Source organism: Rhodobacter sp. JA431 (assembly GCF_900217725.1).
Classification (GTDB): Bacteria; Pseudomonadota; Alphaproteobacteria; order Rhodobacterales; family Rhodobacteraceae; genus Rhodobacter; species Rhodobacter aestuarii.
In genome coordinates, this window is sequence record NZ_OBMP01000004.1 from 277,150 (window position 1) to 291,756 (window position 14,607).

A 14,607-nucleotide genomic window follows, 5' to 3' on the forward strand; every position below is an offset into this window, starting at 1 on the left:
TGGAGGTTTCAAACCTCGCCGGATTGACCGTGTTTTGATGCGGGTTTTGACACTTGCGTTTTTGGTGATTTGGGTGATCCCCGTCGTGGGCGGTGGCGTATATTATGGTTTTCTGGCGGCTGACCAATATGTGACGGAATCGCGTTTTTCGATCAATGGCGGCGGTTCCGGGGTCGACCTCGCTTTGGGTGGGGTCATTGGCGGCACTTCAAGCAGCTATTCCACCTATGCGGCGGAATATATCAAAAGCTCGAACGTGGTCGAAGATATTCGTGCTTATGTCGATCTCAAGTCGGTCTTTGGAAAAGTGCAAAATGATCCGATTTCGGGGCTCAAGCCGGAAGCGACGTTGGAAGAAACCGTCGAGTTTTGGCGAAATCAGATCAAGGTGAAAACGGAAAGCCTCAGCGGGCAAGTCACCTTCCAGTTGCGCGCCTTTACACCTGAAGATTCGCTCGCACTGCATGAGGCCGTGCTGGCGAAAACAGAAGCGAAGATCAACGAAATCTCGGATCGGATGCGGCAGGTGCGCTTGCAAGAGGCAGAGGTTGCAGTGGCACGCGCGCGCACCGCGCTTGAGGCCGCGCTGAGAGATCTTGCCCGGACACGCGAAAAGCATGGGATCTTGGATGTTGAGTTGAGCATTCGCAGCTATGAAGAACTCATTCAAAGCCTGCGTTCGGAACGTGCAAAGCTGGAGCAGCGTCTTGCCGTTTCGAGGATCACCACGCCCAATGCGCCGGAAGTGACAATCCTTGCCTCCCAACTCGATATTCTAAACGGGCAAATCGATGCGCTGAACGCGAAGATGGCCTCGCAAACCTCTGGGGATGCCGAAAGCCTTGCTGCAATCGCAGTCGACATTGGGCTGCGTGAAACCGATGTCACGATCGCGCGCACCGAACTGGTTGCCCGGCTTGCCGATCTGGAAACCGCCACATCGGAACTGGTCGAGCAAGACATGTTCGTCGAGATCAACGTGCGCCCGACGTTGCCGCAAAAGGCGACCTATCCAAAGCGCTGGCAAAGCTGGGCCCTGATCACGGCGGCGGCAACGGTGCTCTATCTGGTGACGATGGGGCTTGGATATCTTGTCAGAGACAACATGGGGTAGGGGCAAATGCAGTTCGCCATAGATGCAGACCACGGCAACAGCATTTTCTTTTGGCTGGTGCCCGATAACCCCGACATGGAAATCCGTGTTTTCGTGGGAAACCCGGAGATCGGCTATCGGGAAATTGCGGCCAACCAGCATCGGCAAGACCTTGTCGATTTGGGCTTTCATGAGAGCGGCTGGGCGGGTTTCCGCATTGATGAAAGCAATTTCCCGGAAATTGCGCAGCTCTCAGAGCTGCAAATTATTGATGCAGACAGCCTCGTGCCGATCTATGCGCGCAACCGCGGCGGGCGTTTCCCATCCTCCCGGCTTCTGATCTGGGACTTTTGGAGCTATCCACATGCGCGAGATATTGCGCCTGTGATGGCCCGCCATGCCTTGGCCTATGAAACAGTGGATGCGCTGCCAAGCGAAACCGTCAACGCGGTGTTGAGCAGCACGCTTTCCACTTCGGTTGCGGCGGCAGGGCGGCTCCCGTGGCGGCGGGTGCGCCCCATGGTCGAGAGCCTGAACTATACCTGCTATGCGCTGATCGGTGATCCTTGTGCTTATCTGGCGCGGCGGTTGGTCGATTTGCAGCGCCCTCTGCGCGATGCCGCGCAAGGCATGTCTCGGTCGGAAAATCTGCGCAAACTGGCCCAAGACCTCGATTTGGGAAGTGATCGTGGCATTTCTGCTTTTCTCAAAGGGCTGATGGATGAAGACCGTCTGGCCTTGCGCAGTCCAATGACACGGGCTTTTGCGCGCGGTGCCGGGGAGGATTGTCGGCGCCAAGACATTGTCTATGCGCTGCAAACGCTGTCGCATTTCGACCTTGTCTGTACCGACAAGACAAAACACCTGTTTTCGGCCTATTTCGCGGCGCCCAAAGCATCGGTGCCCGCGGCGGAGCAGATTTCTGAGGCGCAACCGGAGCAAGAGTTGATCGACCGTTTGCGACGGCTCGGCCCGGTGGATGATTACCTGAATGAGGACATCGCCCTTTACGAGTTTATCTCCGAGGCGATTGCAAAGGCCCAAGCGAAATCAGAAGGACAGCGCAATGCCCAAAGTGCCTGAGATTTCCCCCACCCGCGCGGCGCTCCCAGAGCAAATGCCCGCGACCGCCCCCAAACAGGGGAAGGAAACGCGGCGCTGGCGCTTTTCGCGGCTGATGGGGTTCAGCCTTCTGATTTGCGTAATCCTGCCGACGCTCCTCTTTGCCTATTACACGGTCTTTCATCGCAGCCCGCTTTACATGAGCGAGGCGCGGCTGATGGTGAGTTCTGCGGATAACAGTTCCAATATCTCGGGCGCGGCGCTTAATTCTTTTGTCCGTAAGATCGGCAAAGGGACAAGCCTGCCGAACCATGGTGATGTGTATAGCGCGCGCGATTACATCTTGAGCCGCAACATCATCTACGAAATTGGTGGCAAGGAGCGGTTGATCCAGGTCTTTTCCGGCGCGGAAACAGATGTCCTCTCACGGCTTGATCCGACGGGCTCCATCGAAGATTTCTGGCTTTATTGGCAAGACCGGGTGACGGCCTATGTCGACCCGACATCGGATATTTTGATTGTCCGCGTCCATGCGTTCCAGCCCGAAGATGCCCAGAAGCTTATGGAAGATATCGTCGCTTCCACAGAGAAACTGATCAACGATATGTCAGTGCGCCGGCGTCAGCAGGCGTTGGAAATGGCGCGGGCAAAGGTTGCAGAATCGCTTGATGAAGTGGCCCGCACGCGCGCGGAAATGCTCGAGTTGCAGCAAGAGACGGGGGTTATCGACCCGCTCAAGACCGCCGCGCAGATCACAAAACTGATCAGCGAGTTGAAACTGGAGCGGATTGAGCTTGAAATTGATCTCTCGACGCGCGGCTCTTCGGGTCTGCGCAATGACACCCGCAATCAGGAAACCGAATATAAGATTGGGGCGATTTCCCGTCAGATCGAGGATTTGCAAGGTCAGTTGGTGAACGCTGGGCGGGCCGACTCGATGATTTCGGTGCTGCGCCACTATGAGCTTTTGGCACTGAACGAAGAGTTTCAGACCCAGATCTACACGATTGACCGCAACGCCTATGAAAACGCGAAGCGTGCATTGGAAGAGCAGCAAAAATATCTGAGCGTGATCGTTAAAGCGCTACCGCCTGAAAAGCCGATCAACACGAACCCCACGCGTGAGATCATCATGCTGTTCTTTGCGCTCTTGGTGCTTTGGGGGATCGTGACTCTGACCGTCTCGGCCATTCGGGATCGGTAATCCATCTCTGGAAATCGCTCACAAAAAAGCCCGCCCGATCCATGACAGATCGGACGGGTTTCGCCTTGGCTTGGCGGGAAAGGTTTACAAAAGTCCGAGGTGGAAGGCCGCGAGTTGCCAGCCCACCAGATGGTGGCCACCATAGGGGCGCGACAGCAGCAGTTTGCGCATCTCTTCCGATTCATCGGCGTCCATGAGGTCCGACAAGCGCAGCAAATCCTCAACATTCAGCAGACCGCGATAGACGCCATCGTTTTTGATGATCGGTAGCCCCATCTTCAGCAGGATCGTCGGGTTTTGGTGGATGTGGCTACCCGTCAGGAAGCCATCGCCAAATTCATCCGCCACCATCACGGCAATATCCTCGGCGCGAAGCGCGTCGGTGTTGCCGATATCCGACAGATATTTCGCCAGATCTTCGACACTGCGAATATAGTCCTCATGCGGCTCGCCAGAGGTCATGATCGTGTTCTGTTTGCTGCCGTGAACCTGATCAGAGCGGTTCACAAGATAGCGGGTTCTGAATTTTTCGATCACGTTCTTCAACGAGGCGCGCGGCCAAGGGTTGATGTCGGAAGCGCGCACATTGGCAATCGAGAAATCGACCAGTTCCGGGTTGGCGCGCAGCGCGCTGATATAGCGTTCGCCGCTATACAAAGACGTGAATTGATCGGGGCTGCTGACGCAGGCTTTGAGCGTTTTGGAAAGCCGCATCTCGCCACGCTTGATCACGGTCGGGCGGCGATCCGACAGCCGATAGTCTTTCCAATATTGCTGAAACTTCGGATTACGCAGAATCGGATTCGCCATCGTGATGCAGAACGAGCCAAGATGGTGTTCTTCATCATAGTTTTCGGTGCTGCCCAGAACCTCTTTGCCCGAAGAAACCATGTCACGCAGGAACTTTGGCAGGCGCTCCCGCGTAAAGAAGACACTGTCATTCAGCATCAAAACATTGGGGCAGGTTTCGGCCCAGCCGCGCGCAAAAAGGTGCAAAAATCCATCACGGTAGCTGGCAAAGTCGCGCCCGAAATTGGGTCGCTCGATATAGCAATCAATCAGGCCTTCCACGGCGCTCGGATCGGCAAGCCGCATCGTGTTGACGGCGAGCACATAGAAACCCTCTGCCTGTGCGGCTTGTAGCAGACGCTGAACGTCGGGGCGCAGACTTCCTTTTTCGTAAAGCGCTAAAAGCAGCACATTGCGCCCGTCATAGGCCTTTTCGCATAGAATACGAGGCTTTAGCGACCGGGTCGCATAGCGTTTGCGCTCCGACTGGGCGGTAACGATGATCGAGGCAAGTGGAAGAAAGGACGCTGTGACCAGCCTGTCCAGAATTCTCATCTTTTTCGTCCTCTCAGTGACAAGTTCGGCAAGCAGGCGCAGCACCCCCTGCAGTTGTGCCGCGCAACTTGGTGAACAGTTGGACGATATTGGTTAAGAAAAACCTTAACCGGGTTTACCTATTTGTTTGATCTCGTCAGGGTTGTGTAAAGGGCTGTGCGGGCAGCTTGCCCCTATGCCGAATCACAACAATCGAATTTCAGGAGCTGATGCCATGCAGATTGAAGACACGCCGCTTGCCGGTTTGAAGCTGATCACCCCGCGCCGGTTTGGTGACCATCGGGGGTTTTTCTCAGAAAGTTACTCTGCGCGGGCCTTTGCGGAGCACGGGATCGACACGGTTTTCGTGCAAGACAACCATTCCCTCTCGATGACACCGGGCACGATTCGCGGGCTGCATTTCCAAAATCCCCCGCATGCCCAAGACAAGCTGGTGCGGTGCGGAAAAGGCTGCCTTTTTGATGTGGCGGTAGATATCCGCAAAGGCAGCCCGACCTATGGCAAATGGTTCGGTGCGGAGCTGAGCTTCGAAAACGGTCGACAACTGCTGGTGCCCAAGGGCTTTGCGCATGGCTTTGTGACCCGCACCCCGGAAACCGAGATCATCTACAAATGCTCAGATTACTACGCGCCGGAAACCGAGGGGGCGTTGATCTGGAATGACCCGGAAATCGGGATCGACTGGGGCATGGGCGATCTGGAGCCGATGCTCTCCGCCAAGGATGCGGTGGCGGGAACGCTCGCTGCGCTCGACAGCGCTTTCGTCTGGGAGGCGTGACAAAGCGCCACCCAGCGCGCAATTAACCAAGTTAACTTCTTGTTGACCAAACCGGTGCAAAACGGGGTCAAACAGTGAGGAACCAATATGAAGATTTTGGTGACAGGCGGGGCCGGTTTTATTGGCTCTGCCGTGGTGCGTTTGGCGATTGCGCGCGGCCATCAGGTGGTCAATCTTGATGCGCTGACCTATGCCGCCTGCCTTGAGAATCTGGCCTCTGTGGCCGATGCGCCGGGCTATGCGTTCGAGCAAGTTGATATCCGCGATGGTGCGGCTTTGGCGCAGGTCTTTGCCAGCCACAAGCCCGATTGGGTGATGCATTTGGCGGCTGAAAGCCATGTGGACCGCTCGATTGATGGGCCCGGCGTGTTCATTGAGACCAATGTGATGGGCACCTACCAAATGCTGGCCGCCGCGCGGCAGTATTGGGAAGATGAAGGGCGGCCAGAGACGTTCCGCTTCCATCACATCTCGACCGATGAGGTATTTGGCTCCCTACCGAATGACCCAAAGGTCAAGTTTACCGAAGACACAGCTTATGACCCACGCAGCCCTTATTCGGCCTCGAAAGCTGGGTCAGATCATCTGGTGCGAGCGTGGCACGAAACCTATGGCTTGCCGGTGGTGCTGACCAATTGTTCCAACAATTACGGGCCGTTCCACTTCCCGGAAAAGCTGATCCCGGTGATCATTCTCAACGCGCTCGCGGGTAAACCGCTGCCGATCTACGGCGATGGTTCCAATATCCGTGATTGGCTTTATGTCGAAGACCATGCCGATGCACTTTTGCTGGTGGTGGAAAAAGGCGCGCTGGGCCGCAGCTACAATATTGGCGGCGAGAACGAGCGCACCAATCTGCAACTTGTCAAAACGCTTTGCGGCATCCTTGATCAAAAACGCCCCAAAGACAGCGGCTCCTACGCCGATCAAATCACCTTCGTGACCGACCGCCCCGGCCATGATGCGCGCTACGCCATCGACCCAAGCCGCATCCGCAATGAGTTGGGCTGGCGGCCCAGCGTCACGGTGGAAGAGGGTCTTGAGAAGACCGTGCAATGGTATCTGGACAATGAACCGTGGTGGCGCGCGTTGCAAAACCGTGCGGGCGTTGGACAGCGGCTCGGCAAGGGGTAAGCAATGCGCATTCTTGTCTTTGGAGAAAGCGGGCAGGTGGCAACGGAATTGCGTCACCAAGCCGAGGTCACGGCGCTGGGCCGTGATCTGGCCGATCTGAACGATCCCGACGCTTGCGCCGCCCGTGTCACCGCGATGGATGCCGATGTGGTGATCAACGCGGCCGCTTATACGGCGGTAGATAAGGCTGAAAGCGAAGATGAACTGGCCCATGTGGTCAACGGGCTTGCTCCGGCTGCGATGGCGCGCGCCGCTGCGGCGCGGGGGATTCCGTTCCTTCACATCTCTACCGATTACGTTTTTTCCGGTACGGGCGCCGCGCCCTGGGTGGAAAGTGATCCGGTCGATCCGCCCAATGCCTATGGCCGCTCGAAACTGGCCGGTGAAGAGGGCGTGCGCGCCGCTGGCGGGCGTCATGCGATCTTGCGCACCTCTTGGGTGTTTTCTTCGCATGGGGCGAATTTCGTCAAAACGATGCTGCGGCTCAGCGAAAGCCGCGACACGCTCAATGTCGTTGAAGATCAGATTGGCGGCCCTACCCCCGCCGCCTATATCGCGGCAGCGCTTCTCGCTATGGCCAAGGCGATGCAAGCCGGTCACGCGGGCGGCACCTATCATTTCGGGGGCACGCCCTGGGTGAGTTGGGCAGATTTTGCCCGTGAGATTTTTGCCCAAGCGGGACGCAAAATGGTGGTCAACGGCATTCCGACAACGGACTATCCCACCCCTGCCGCGCGCCCGTTGAATTCGCGCATGGATTGCACCGCGATCCAAAGCGATTTTGGCATATCGGCCCCCGACTGGAAGGCGGGCCTTTCTAAAGTACTGAAAGATTTGGGAGTGTAAGCCATGCAACGCAAAGGCATCATCTTGGCGGGCGGCTCAGGCACGCGGCTCTACCCGATCACCACGGGCGTCTCGAAACAGCTACTGCCGATCTATGACAAGCCGATGGTCTATTATCCGCTTTCGGTGCTGATGCTTTCGGGCATCCGCGAGATTGCGGTGATCACCACGCCGGTTGATCAAGACCAGTTCAAGCGCACCTTGGGCGATGGCAGCCAATGGGGGCTGAGCCTGACTTATATCGCGCAGCCCTCGCCCGATGGGCTGGCACAGGCCTATCTGCTGGCAGAGGAGTTTTTGGCTGGCGCGCCTTCGGCGATGGTTTTGGGCGACAACATCTTCTTTGGCCACGGCCTGCCGAAACTTTTGGCCGAGGCGGATGCGCAAACCGAAGGCGGAACGGTCTTCGGCTATCGCGTGGCCGACCCGGAGCGCTATGGCGTGGTCGATTTTGACGAAGCCGGCAAAGTCAGTGCGATCATTGAAAAGCCGACCGTCCCGCCCTCGAATTACGCGGTGACGGGTCTTTACTTCCTTGATGGCACAGCGCCCGAGCGCGCCCGCAAAGTCACGCCTTCGGCACGGGGTGAGTTGGAGATCGTCTCTTTGCTTGAGATGTATCTGGCCGAAGGGAAGTTGAAGGTCGGCCAAATGGGCCGGGGCTACGCTTGGCTTGATACCGGCACCCATGCCAGCTTGCTTGATGCGGGGAACTTTGTCCGTACCCTTTCACAACGCCAAGGCACGCAAATCGGCAGCCCGGATGAGATTGCCTATGAACTTGGCTGGATTGATGCGGATGCGCTGCGCGCCCGCGCCAAGCTCTTTGGCAAGAACGATTACGGCGATTACCTGCTGAAGGTGTTTGAGGGGTAAGGCAATGGAACGCGCCTCGGTCACGATTGTCATGGCGACCTATAACGGGGCCGAGATGCTGCCGATGCAGCTGCAAAGCTTTGCTGCGCAAAGCCTGCGCCCCGCGCGGTTGTTGGTCAGCGATGATGGTTCGCGTGATCAGACGCGCGATCTGGTGCACGATTGGGCGAAGTCCCATCCCGAGATCGAAGTCACGCTGCGCGATGGGCCAAAACGCGGCGCCGCACAGAACTTTCTGTCGCTGCTGCGGCTTCCGGTCGAAGGCGATTTTCTCTCGATCTCTGATCAAGATGACATCTGGCTTGAGGGAAAGCTTGAAGCCGCGGTGACGGCTTTGCAGCAAATCCCCGCCGAGACGCCCGCGCTTTATTGCGGCCGGACTTGGGAGGTATACGGCGATCTGAACCGGCGCCGACTGTCACGTGGTGCGCCGCGTGGGCCGAGTTTTGCCCATGCTTTGGTGCAAAATATTGGCGGCGGCAATACGATGGTGCTCAACCGCGCCGGGGCCGAGGCTTTGCGCGCGGCGGCGCAGGTCACCGGCGAGATTGTTGTGCACGATTGGTGGATCTATCAGGTGATCACCGGGATCGGCGGTGTGGTGCTGTTTGATGAAGTGCCACATATGCTTTACCGCCAGCATGCGGGCAATGAGATTGGTGCGAACCGTGGTTGGCGCGCGACGATGATGCGCGCGCGTGCCCTCGCATCGGGCCGCTTTGCCGCGTGGTGCGCCTGCAATGTTATGGCGCTACGCCAGATTGAACCGCGGCTCACCCCTGAAAACCGCGCACTTTTGAACAGCTTTGACGCCGCGCGCCGAGCCCCGCCCTTGCAAAGCTTGGCGGCGATCCGCCGCGCCGGGCTCTATCGGCAGGGGCTGCGCGGCCAGCTATCGCTTTATGCGGGCGCATTGTTGCAGCGGCTTTAGCCTAGACCCAACGCCCGACCGCCAGCAGGTCGATGGAAAAGGCATCGACTGTGGGATCTGCGCCTAGGCGGATCACCTGCACCCCAGATGCGGCTGTGGTTGAGACATCGCCCACCCCTGCGAGCGCGCGGCGCCTTGCCGTGCTGCTGCCCGCTGGGGCAATGGCGCTGGCGGTCACGACGGGTGGCGCGATGAAGGGAGTGGGAAAGCTCCAACTGCCTTCCGCGCTGCTGTAGGGATCATCCCAAGCGCCGGTGCCGCTCGCGGTAATGGCCCCCAGTGCACGGGTGGCAAAGCAAATCTGAGTGCCATCGGCAAGCCGCAGATAATCGCCATCGGCGGTGGTGCCGCGTTCCAAAACAGCGCCATCGGGCAGGCCACCGTTTTGCGACACGGGGCCCAGAAGGTTGCCGGGTCCATAGCCATAATCGGACCGCATCAGCCGCCCCGGCGTCGTGTCGCTGGGGGATTGTTGGATTGCCGCGCCGCTCGCCAGCCCCGTGGCGGCTGCAAGGCTCAAAGCGGTGGTCCACCCGCTCCCATCAGCACTCACCTTGATGGCAAAATCATCACTGCCGGTGGTGCCCATTTCGGCCCGTCCACTCCATGAGGTCTGAAACAGCAGGCTGGCTGTATCGCTCGGCAGGGCTTTGTTGATTTTCATCTGATGGCCTGCGCCATCGTGGCTGAAAAGGCTGGCCTGAGCAAAGATGGTCAAACGGTTCGTTGTATCGGCGCTGGCGTTGATCCCAACGCCGGCCAGATTGTCGAAGCTTTGTGCGGGTGGCGCCCAATGGCTGCCATCAAAGACCACGATTGCCGCGTCTGACAGATCGCGGGCAGACCACCCTGGCTGCGGCGTGGCAAAAATCCAGCCAGTCTCGGTATAAAGCGCCACTGCATGCGCATGCCCCGCCCAAGCAGAGGTGGGGGCCGATCCGATGATGTAACGGTCCCCCGGCGCGGGTGTCGCGGGCGGGGTGTTCTGGTTCCGGTTCAGAACGGCAAGCTGCACCACCGCATCCAACAAGATCAGCGCCTCGTTGTGGGTGACGTGCTTTTGAGCTTGTGAGGGCAGGATGTGGGGTAGCCCCAGCAGCGGGGTTTGATCGGCCATGTGTCTCTCCGCAGGTGAAGGATTTGCCTCACCCTTCCGCTACGAAGATGAAAATCGGCCAAGTGCCGCGCGCGCCGCTCAGGCGGAGCGCGCAACACTTTTGAGGGTTAGGCAAACAGGAACCAGCCCGCTTCTAGGTCCGGGGCGGTGTAGCCATTGAGGGTGAGGCTGTCGCCCGCGCCGAAGTCGAGGAGTGTTGACCCCGAAATTGTGCTGGCAAAGCTCATCAAATCGGTGAAGTCTGTCACAGCGGAAAGCCCTGTTAGATCAATAAGATCGCCCGCTGCTGCCAAGAAATCGGCAATCACATCCGCACCATCACCGGTGGCAAAGACAAAGTGATCCGCCCCGCTTTCACCATAGAGCGTATCATTGCCCGCCCCACCAACGAGCGTGTCATTATCTGCGCCGGCCAAAAGCAGATCATTATCGGCCCCACCATACATCAGGTCGTCGCCTGCTTCGCCGGCCATGAAATCTCCGCCATCCCCGCCATAAAGCGTGTCATCGCCGGTGGCCGCAAAAAGCTGGTCATTGCCCGCGCCGCCATCAAGGACATCGGCGCCGTCGCCCGCTTCCAGCCGGTCATGCCCCGCCTCGCCCCAAAGCGTATCATTGCCATCTTCGCCACGGATCGTGTCATTCTCGGTGCCGCCCAAGAGCATGTCGTTATCCGCGCCGCCATAGATGTCATCATCCCCGGCTTCCCCGGCGATGAAGTCGCCGCCCTCGCCGCCAAACATCACATCATTGCCGCTGGCACCAAAAAGCTGGTCATTGCCGAGCCCGCCGAACAGGAAATCGGCGCCATCGCCCGATTCAAGGCGATCATCGCCCGTCTCGCCCCAGAGCGTGTCGTTGCCGTCGTCGCCGCGCAGGGTGTCATTTTCGGAGCCGCCTAGCAGCAGGTCATTGCCGAGCCCGCCGTAAAGATCATCATGCCCGGCTTCCCCTGCGAGGAAGTCATCGCCATCTTCACCACGCAATGTGTCGTTGCCGGTCGAGGCAAAAAGCTGGTCATTGCCCGCGCCACCACCCAAGAAGTCAGCGCCATCGCCCGCTTCGAGCCGATCATCGCCATCCTCGCCCCAAAGCGTGTCATTGCCTGCATCGCCACGGATCGTGTCGTTTTCGGTGCCGCCCAACATCAGGTCATTGCCAAGCCCGCCGAACAGATCATCATCCCCCGCTTCGCCAGCAAGGAAATCATCGCCATCCTCGCCGGACAGCGTGTCATTGCCCGTGGCCCCAAAGAGCACATCATTGCCCACGCCGCCGAACAGGAAATCGGCGCCATCGCCGGCTTCCAGCCGGTCGTCGCCGTCTTCGCCCCAAAGCGTGTCATTGCCGTCTTCACCGCGGAGCGTGTCATTTTCGGAGCCGCCAAACAGGTAATCGTTGCCAAGTCCGCCAAAAAGCTCGTCGGCCCCAGTTTCGCCCGCCAGAAAATCGTCACCGTCTCCGGCCTCCAGGCGATCATCCCCGTCTTGGCCCCAAAGCGCATCATTGCCGCCTTCGCCGCGCAGGGTATCATTGCCAAGCCCGCCATCCAGCCGGTTGGCCAAGCTATTGCCAGTAATCGTGTTGGCAAGCTCATTGCCTCGCCCGTCAACGGCGCTTCCGGTCAAGGTCAGGTCTTCCACAAAACTGGTGCCGACGCTCGCAGCAAGCGAGAAGCTGACACTGCTGAAGATCGTATCATTGCCACCCGCATCACTTAGATCGACGGTGCTGACGGTTTCCAAAACCACGTCGGCAGCGTTATCCACCATGTAGAAGTCATTGCCTGCGCCGCCCAAAAGCAGGTCTGCCCCGGCACCGCCCGCTAGCGTGTCATCGCCGTCACCGCCATCGAGCGTGTCATCGCCGCCATTACCGGCCAAACGGTTCGCAGCGGCATTGCCGATGATGAAATCGTTGCCCTCGCCGGTGATGCCATCTTCAATCACCGTGTCGCGCGCGATCGCCAGATTGCCGACAAGCCCTGCGATATTCGAGAAGCTTTCGGCCAGCAGGCTCAGCACCTGATCTGCGGTCGAGTAAGAGACATCAATCGTATCAAGACCACCGCCGTCATAAATCGTCAGCGCGACGGGGTTGCCCCCATAAAGATCGCTGCTCGTGCCCGGCACCAGCGCGTCAAAAAGCGGGCTGAGATACCCTGCCGAGCTTGCGCCCGCACCATAATAGGTATCGCCTGCAAACAGGGTCGAGGCGCCATAGATCGATTGGATTGCAATGACATCAGCCAGCATCGCGCTGACCACCCCGGCATAGGAAGCCGAGGTCGTGTAGTTATCTGTCTGGCTGAAATAGGACATGACCGATAGCTGCCAGCTGTCATTGCCGAAGGTGGCGTCATTGGGGAAGCTGGCGGTGCCGTCGTAATTGCCCATATGGCCAAGGCCCAACGCGTGGCCCAGTTCGTGCACATAGGTTTGGAAGCTATAGCTATCGAGCGTGGTGCCATAGCTTGTGAGCCAAGCCGACGAGATATTCACCACCGATTGCACAATATCGCTGCCCGACGTGGTGAGAGAGGTGAAGGCCCCCGATTGGCTATCGTCAAAGACAATATCCGCAGTGCCAGTGGCAGTGCTGAACTGCACATCTGCCACGGCCTCCCAAGCGGCCATCGCCCAAAGCGCAAGCTGTTGCCCCTCGGCGCTCAAGCCTTGCAGATCATAGGTGATGACACTGGAGCCGCTGGTATCAAAGGAGCGGGCAGAACTGCCAAGGTCGCTCCAATAGCCGTTCACAAGATAATCGGCCATCTCATCTAGGCTGCCATCGGCGGGCAAGCTGGGCGCGGCGGTCTGCACCACGTTCAGCGTGTAGCTGCCAGTAAGCATGTCAAAGGCATCTTGCGCCTGAATGTAGTAATAGCCGCTGGAGGTCGCGGTATGGGTAATCACCGCGCCATCGCCATCATCATCGTCATAGGCGAGCGTCTGCCCATTGCTGTTGAGCAAGGAAACGAAGGGATCGGCCAAGGTGCCGCCTGTCAGTGTGATCTGATAGCTTGCGCCTGCATCCATCCAAAGCCGCACCGCATCTTGATCGCCCGCGCTGGAAATCGCCCCGGAAAAGCTATCGCCCACTTGGATCGTATAGCTGGTGGCTGTGCCCGCGGCGGCATCGGTCGTCTCGACGAGTGCAGCCTGCACCGTGGTAGTTTCAAAAGCGCAAGCTTCCGAATCCCGTTCAATCATTTGGCACATGTCGCACATAAAGCGATCCCCCACTCAGAACAGGAAGGAGACGGTCACGCCAAACAGCGCCCAAAGTCAGACGCGTGGTCAAACAAGGGCGCGGAGGCATTCGCTGGCGTCAAACGGGCGCCACACTACCGTCTTTCCTTCCGATCAAGATGGCCGAAGGCGGCCACGGAGAAAGAGACTGCACCCGGCTCATGCCTGCGACAATCCAGATAATCCTTAGAATTTATTAGGAAATACTTTGTTCACCATGCGCGCATTTACTTGCTGAAGCAAGCGGCCCGCCCATCGGCACGGATCGTGGCAGCGCCATCTGCAATGGCTGTGGCGCGGTTGGAGACAAAGCGCGAGGGCTTTGCCGCAGAACGTCCTTTGGGATCAGGCAAAATTGCCGCGAGCAGTGCCGCTTGGCGCGGTGTCAGCTTGTCTGGCGTGGTGCGGAAGTAATGGAAAGCGGCAGCATTCACGCCAAACACGCCCTCGCCAAATTCAGCGACATTTAGATAGATTTCCAAGATCCGCCGCTTGGTCCAGATCGCTTCTACCGCCGGGGTGAGCAGTGCTTCCATCGCTTTGCGTGCCCAACTGCGGCCCTGCCACAGGAAAACGTTCTTCACCACCTGCTGCGACAGTGTCGAGGCGCCGCGGTTGGCCCCTGAGTCGATCGCTTGCCGGATCGCCCCCATGTCAAAGCCCCAGTGGTTGCAGAAATTGGCATCTTCCGCAGCCACCACAGACCGCAGCATCACCGGAGCGATGTCTTCTGCATCGGTCCATTCTTGGTCAACACCGCCAAGGCGGCGGCTTTCGCTCCACATCGTGTAGGTCGTGGGCGGGTTCAGAAAGTCATAGACGACGATCAGGGCCAGATAGGCGGCCAAGATCCCAAAGGCGAGCCGCACGGCCCAGCCAAGTGCAAGCCGCCACAGCCCGGTGATCTTGCTGCGCAAGCCGATGCTGATCTTTTTCTGTGGTGATTTTTTCTTGCTTCGCCCCATGCCGCC

Annotated in this window: 12 protein-coding genes; 8 read left to right on the forward strand and 4 right to left on the reverse strand. The window is 58.6% G+C overall.

Annotated features, from left to right (window positions below; genetic code table 11):
- The first annotated feature begins 37 nt into the window (after window positions 1-37).
- Genes CRO18_RS10515 through CRO18_RS10525 form a run of 3 tightly spaced genes read left to right on the forward strand, consistent with a single transcriptional unit; the run spans window position 38 to window position 3,359 of the window.
- Window positions 38-1,114 (forward strand): hypothetical protein, encoded by a 1,077-nt coding sequence (locus CRO18_RS10515; RefSeq protein WP_097082078.1) that lies wholly within the window; start codon window positions 38-40, stop codon window positions 1,112-1,114.
- Between the two features lie 6 nt (window positions 1,115-1,120).
- Window positions 1,121-2,176, forward strand: coding sequence for a hypothetical protein (locus CRO18_RS10520; RefSeq protein ID WP_097082079.1), 1,056 nt, complete (start codon window positions 1,121-1,123; stop codon window positions 2,174-2,176).
- Window positions 2,160-3,359, forward strand: coding sequence for a hypothetical protein (locus tag CRO18_RS10525; protein WP_097082080.1), 1,200 nt, complete (start codon window positions 2,160-2,162; stop codon window positions 3,357-3,359). Before CRO18_RS10520 ends, CRO18_RS10525 begins: the two co-directional genes overlap by 17 nt.
- An 84-nt stretch (window positions 3,360-3,443) precedes the next feature.
- On the opposite strand, the gene CRO18_RS10530 is transcribed toward CRO18_RS10525, so the two are convergent.
- Window positions 3,444-4,703 carry a hypothetical protein gene (locus CRO18_RS10530; RefSeq protein WP_097082081.1) on the reverse strand — a complete coding sequence of 420 codons (1,260 nt, stop codon included), beginning with the start codon at window positions 4,701-4,703 and terminating at the stop codon, window positions 3,444-3,446.
- A 214-nt stretch (window positions 4,704-4,917) separates the two neighbouring features.
- Here CRO18_RS10530 and rfbC point away from each other — a divergent pair, with 214 nt between their 5' ends.
- The 5 genes from rfbC to CRO18_RS10555 all read left to right on the forward strand — a co-directional run bounded on the left by rfbC (window position 4,918) and on the right by CRO18_RS10555 (window position 9,268).
- Entirely contained in the window at window positions 4,918-5,481 is a 564-nt protein-coding gene (rfbC, locus tag CRO18_RS10535; protein ID WP_097082082.1) for a dTDP-4-dehydrorhamnose 3,5-epimerase, read from the forward strand.
- 87 nt (window positions 5,482-5,568) lie between these two features.
- The gene (gene rfbB, locus CRO18_RS10540) at window positions 5,569-6,615 is read left to right on the forward strand and encodes a dTDP-glucose 4,6-dehydratase (RefSeq protein ID WP_097082083.1); all 1,047 of its coding nucleotides are present in this window, start codon (window positions 5,569-5,571) and stop codon (window positions 6,613-6,615) included.
- A gap of 3 nt (window positions 6,616-6,618) precedes the next feature.
- Window positions 6,619-7,461: a dTDP-4-dehydrorhamnose reductase gene (gene rfbD / locus CRO18_RS10545; protein WP_097082084.1), complete on the forward strand. Its 843-nt coding sequence runs from the start codon at window positions 6,619-6,621 to the stop codon at window positions 7,459-7,461.
- Window positions 7,462-7,464: 3 nt separating this feature from the next.
- Window positions 7,465-8,337, forward strand: a complete 873-nt coding sequence (rfbA, locus tag CRO18_RS10550; RefSeq protein ID WP_097082085.1) for a glucose-1-phosphate thymidylyltransferase RfbA — start codon at window positions 7,465-7,467, stop codon at window positions 8,335-8,337.
- A 4-nt stretch (window positions 8,338-8,341) separates the two neighbouring features.
- Window positions 8,342-9,268, forward strand: a complete 927-nt coding sequence (locus CRO18_RS10555) for a glycosyltransferase family 2 protein (protein ID WP_097082086.1) — start codon at window positions 8,342-8,344, stop codon at window positions 9,266-9,268.
- 1 nt (window position 9,269) lies between these two features.
- On the opposite strand, the gene CRO18_RS10560 is transcribed toward CRO18_RS10555, so the two are convergent.
- The 3 genes from CRO18_RS10560 to mtgA all read right to left on the reverse strand — a co-directional run bounded on the left by CRO18_RS10560 (window position 9,270) and on the right by mtgA (window position 14,601).
- Window positions 9,270-10,385, reverse strand: a complete 1,116-nt coding sequence (locus tag CRO18_RS10560) for a DUF2793 domain-containing protein (protein WP_097082087.1) — start codon at window positions 10,383-10,385, stop codon at window positions 9,270-9,272.
- A 107-nt stretch (window positions 10,386-10,492) separates the two neighbouring features.
- Window positions 10,493-13,597: a M10 family metallopeptidase gene (locus tag CRO18_RS18620; protein WP_170952631.1), complete on the reverse strand. Its 3,105-nt coding sequence runs from the start codon at window positions 13,595-13,597 to the stop codon at window positions 10,493-10,495.
- Between the two features lie 266 nt (window positions 13,598-13,863).
- The gene (gene mtgA, locus CRO18_RS10585; RefSeq protein WP_097082166.1) at window positions 13,864-14,601 is read right to left on the reverse strand and encodes a monofunctional biosynthetic peptidoglycan transglycosylase; all 738 of its coding nucleotides are present in this window, start codon (window positions 14,599-14,601) and stop codon (window positions 13,864-13,866) included.
- Window positions 14,602-14,607: the final 6 nt, after the last annotated feature.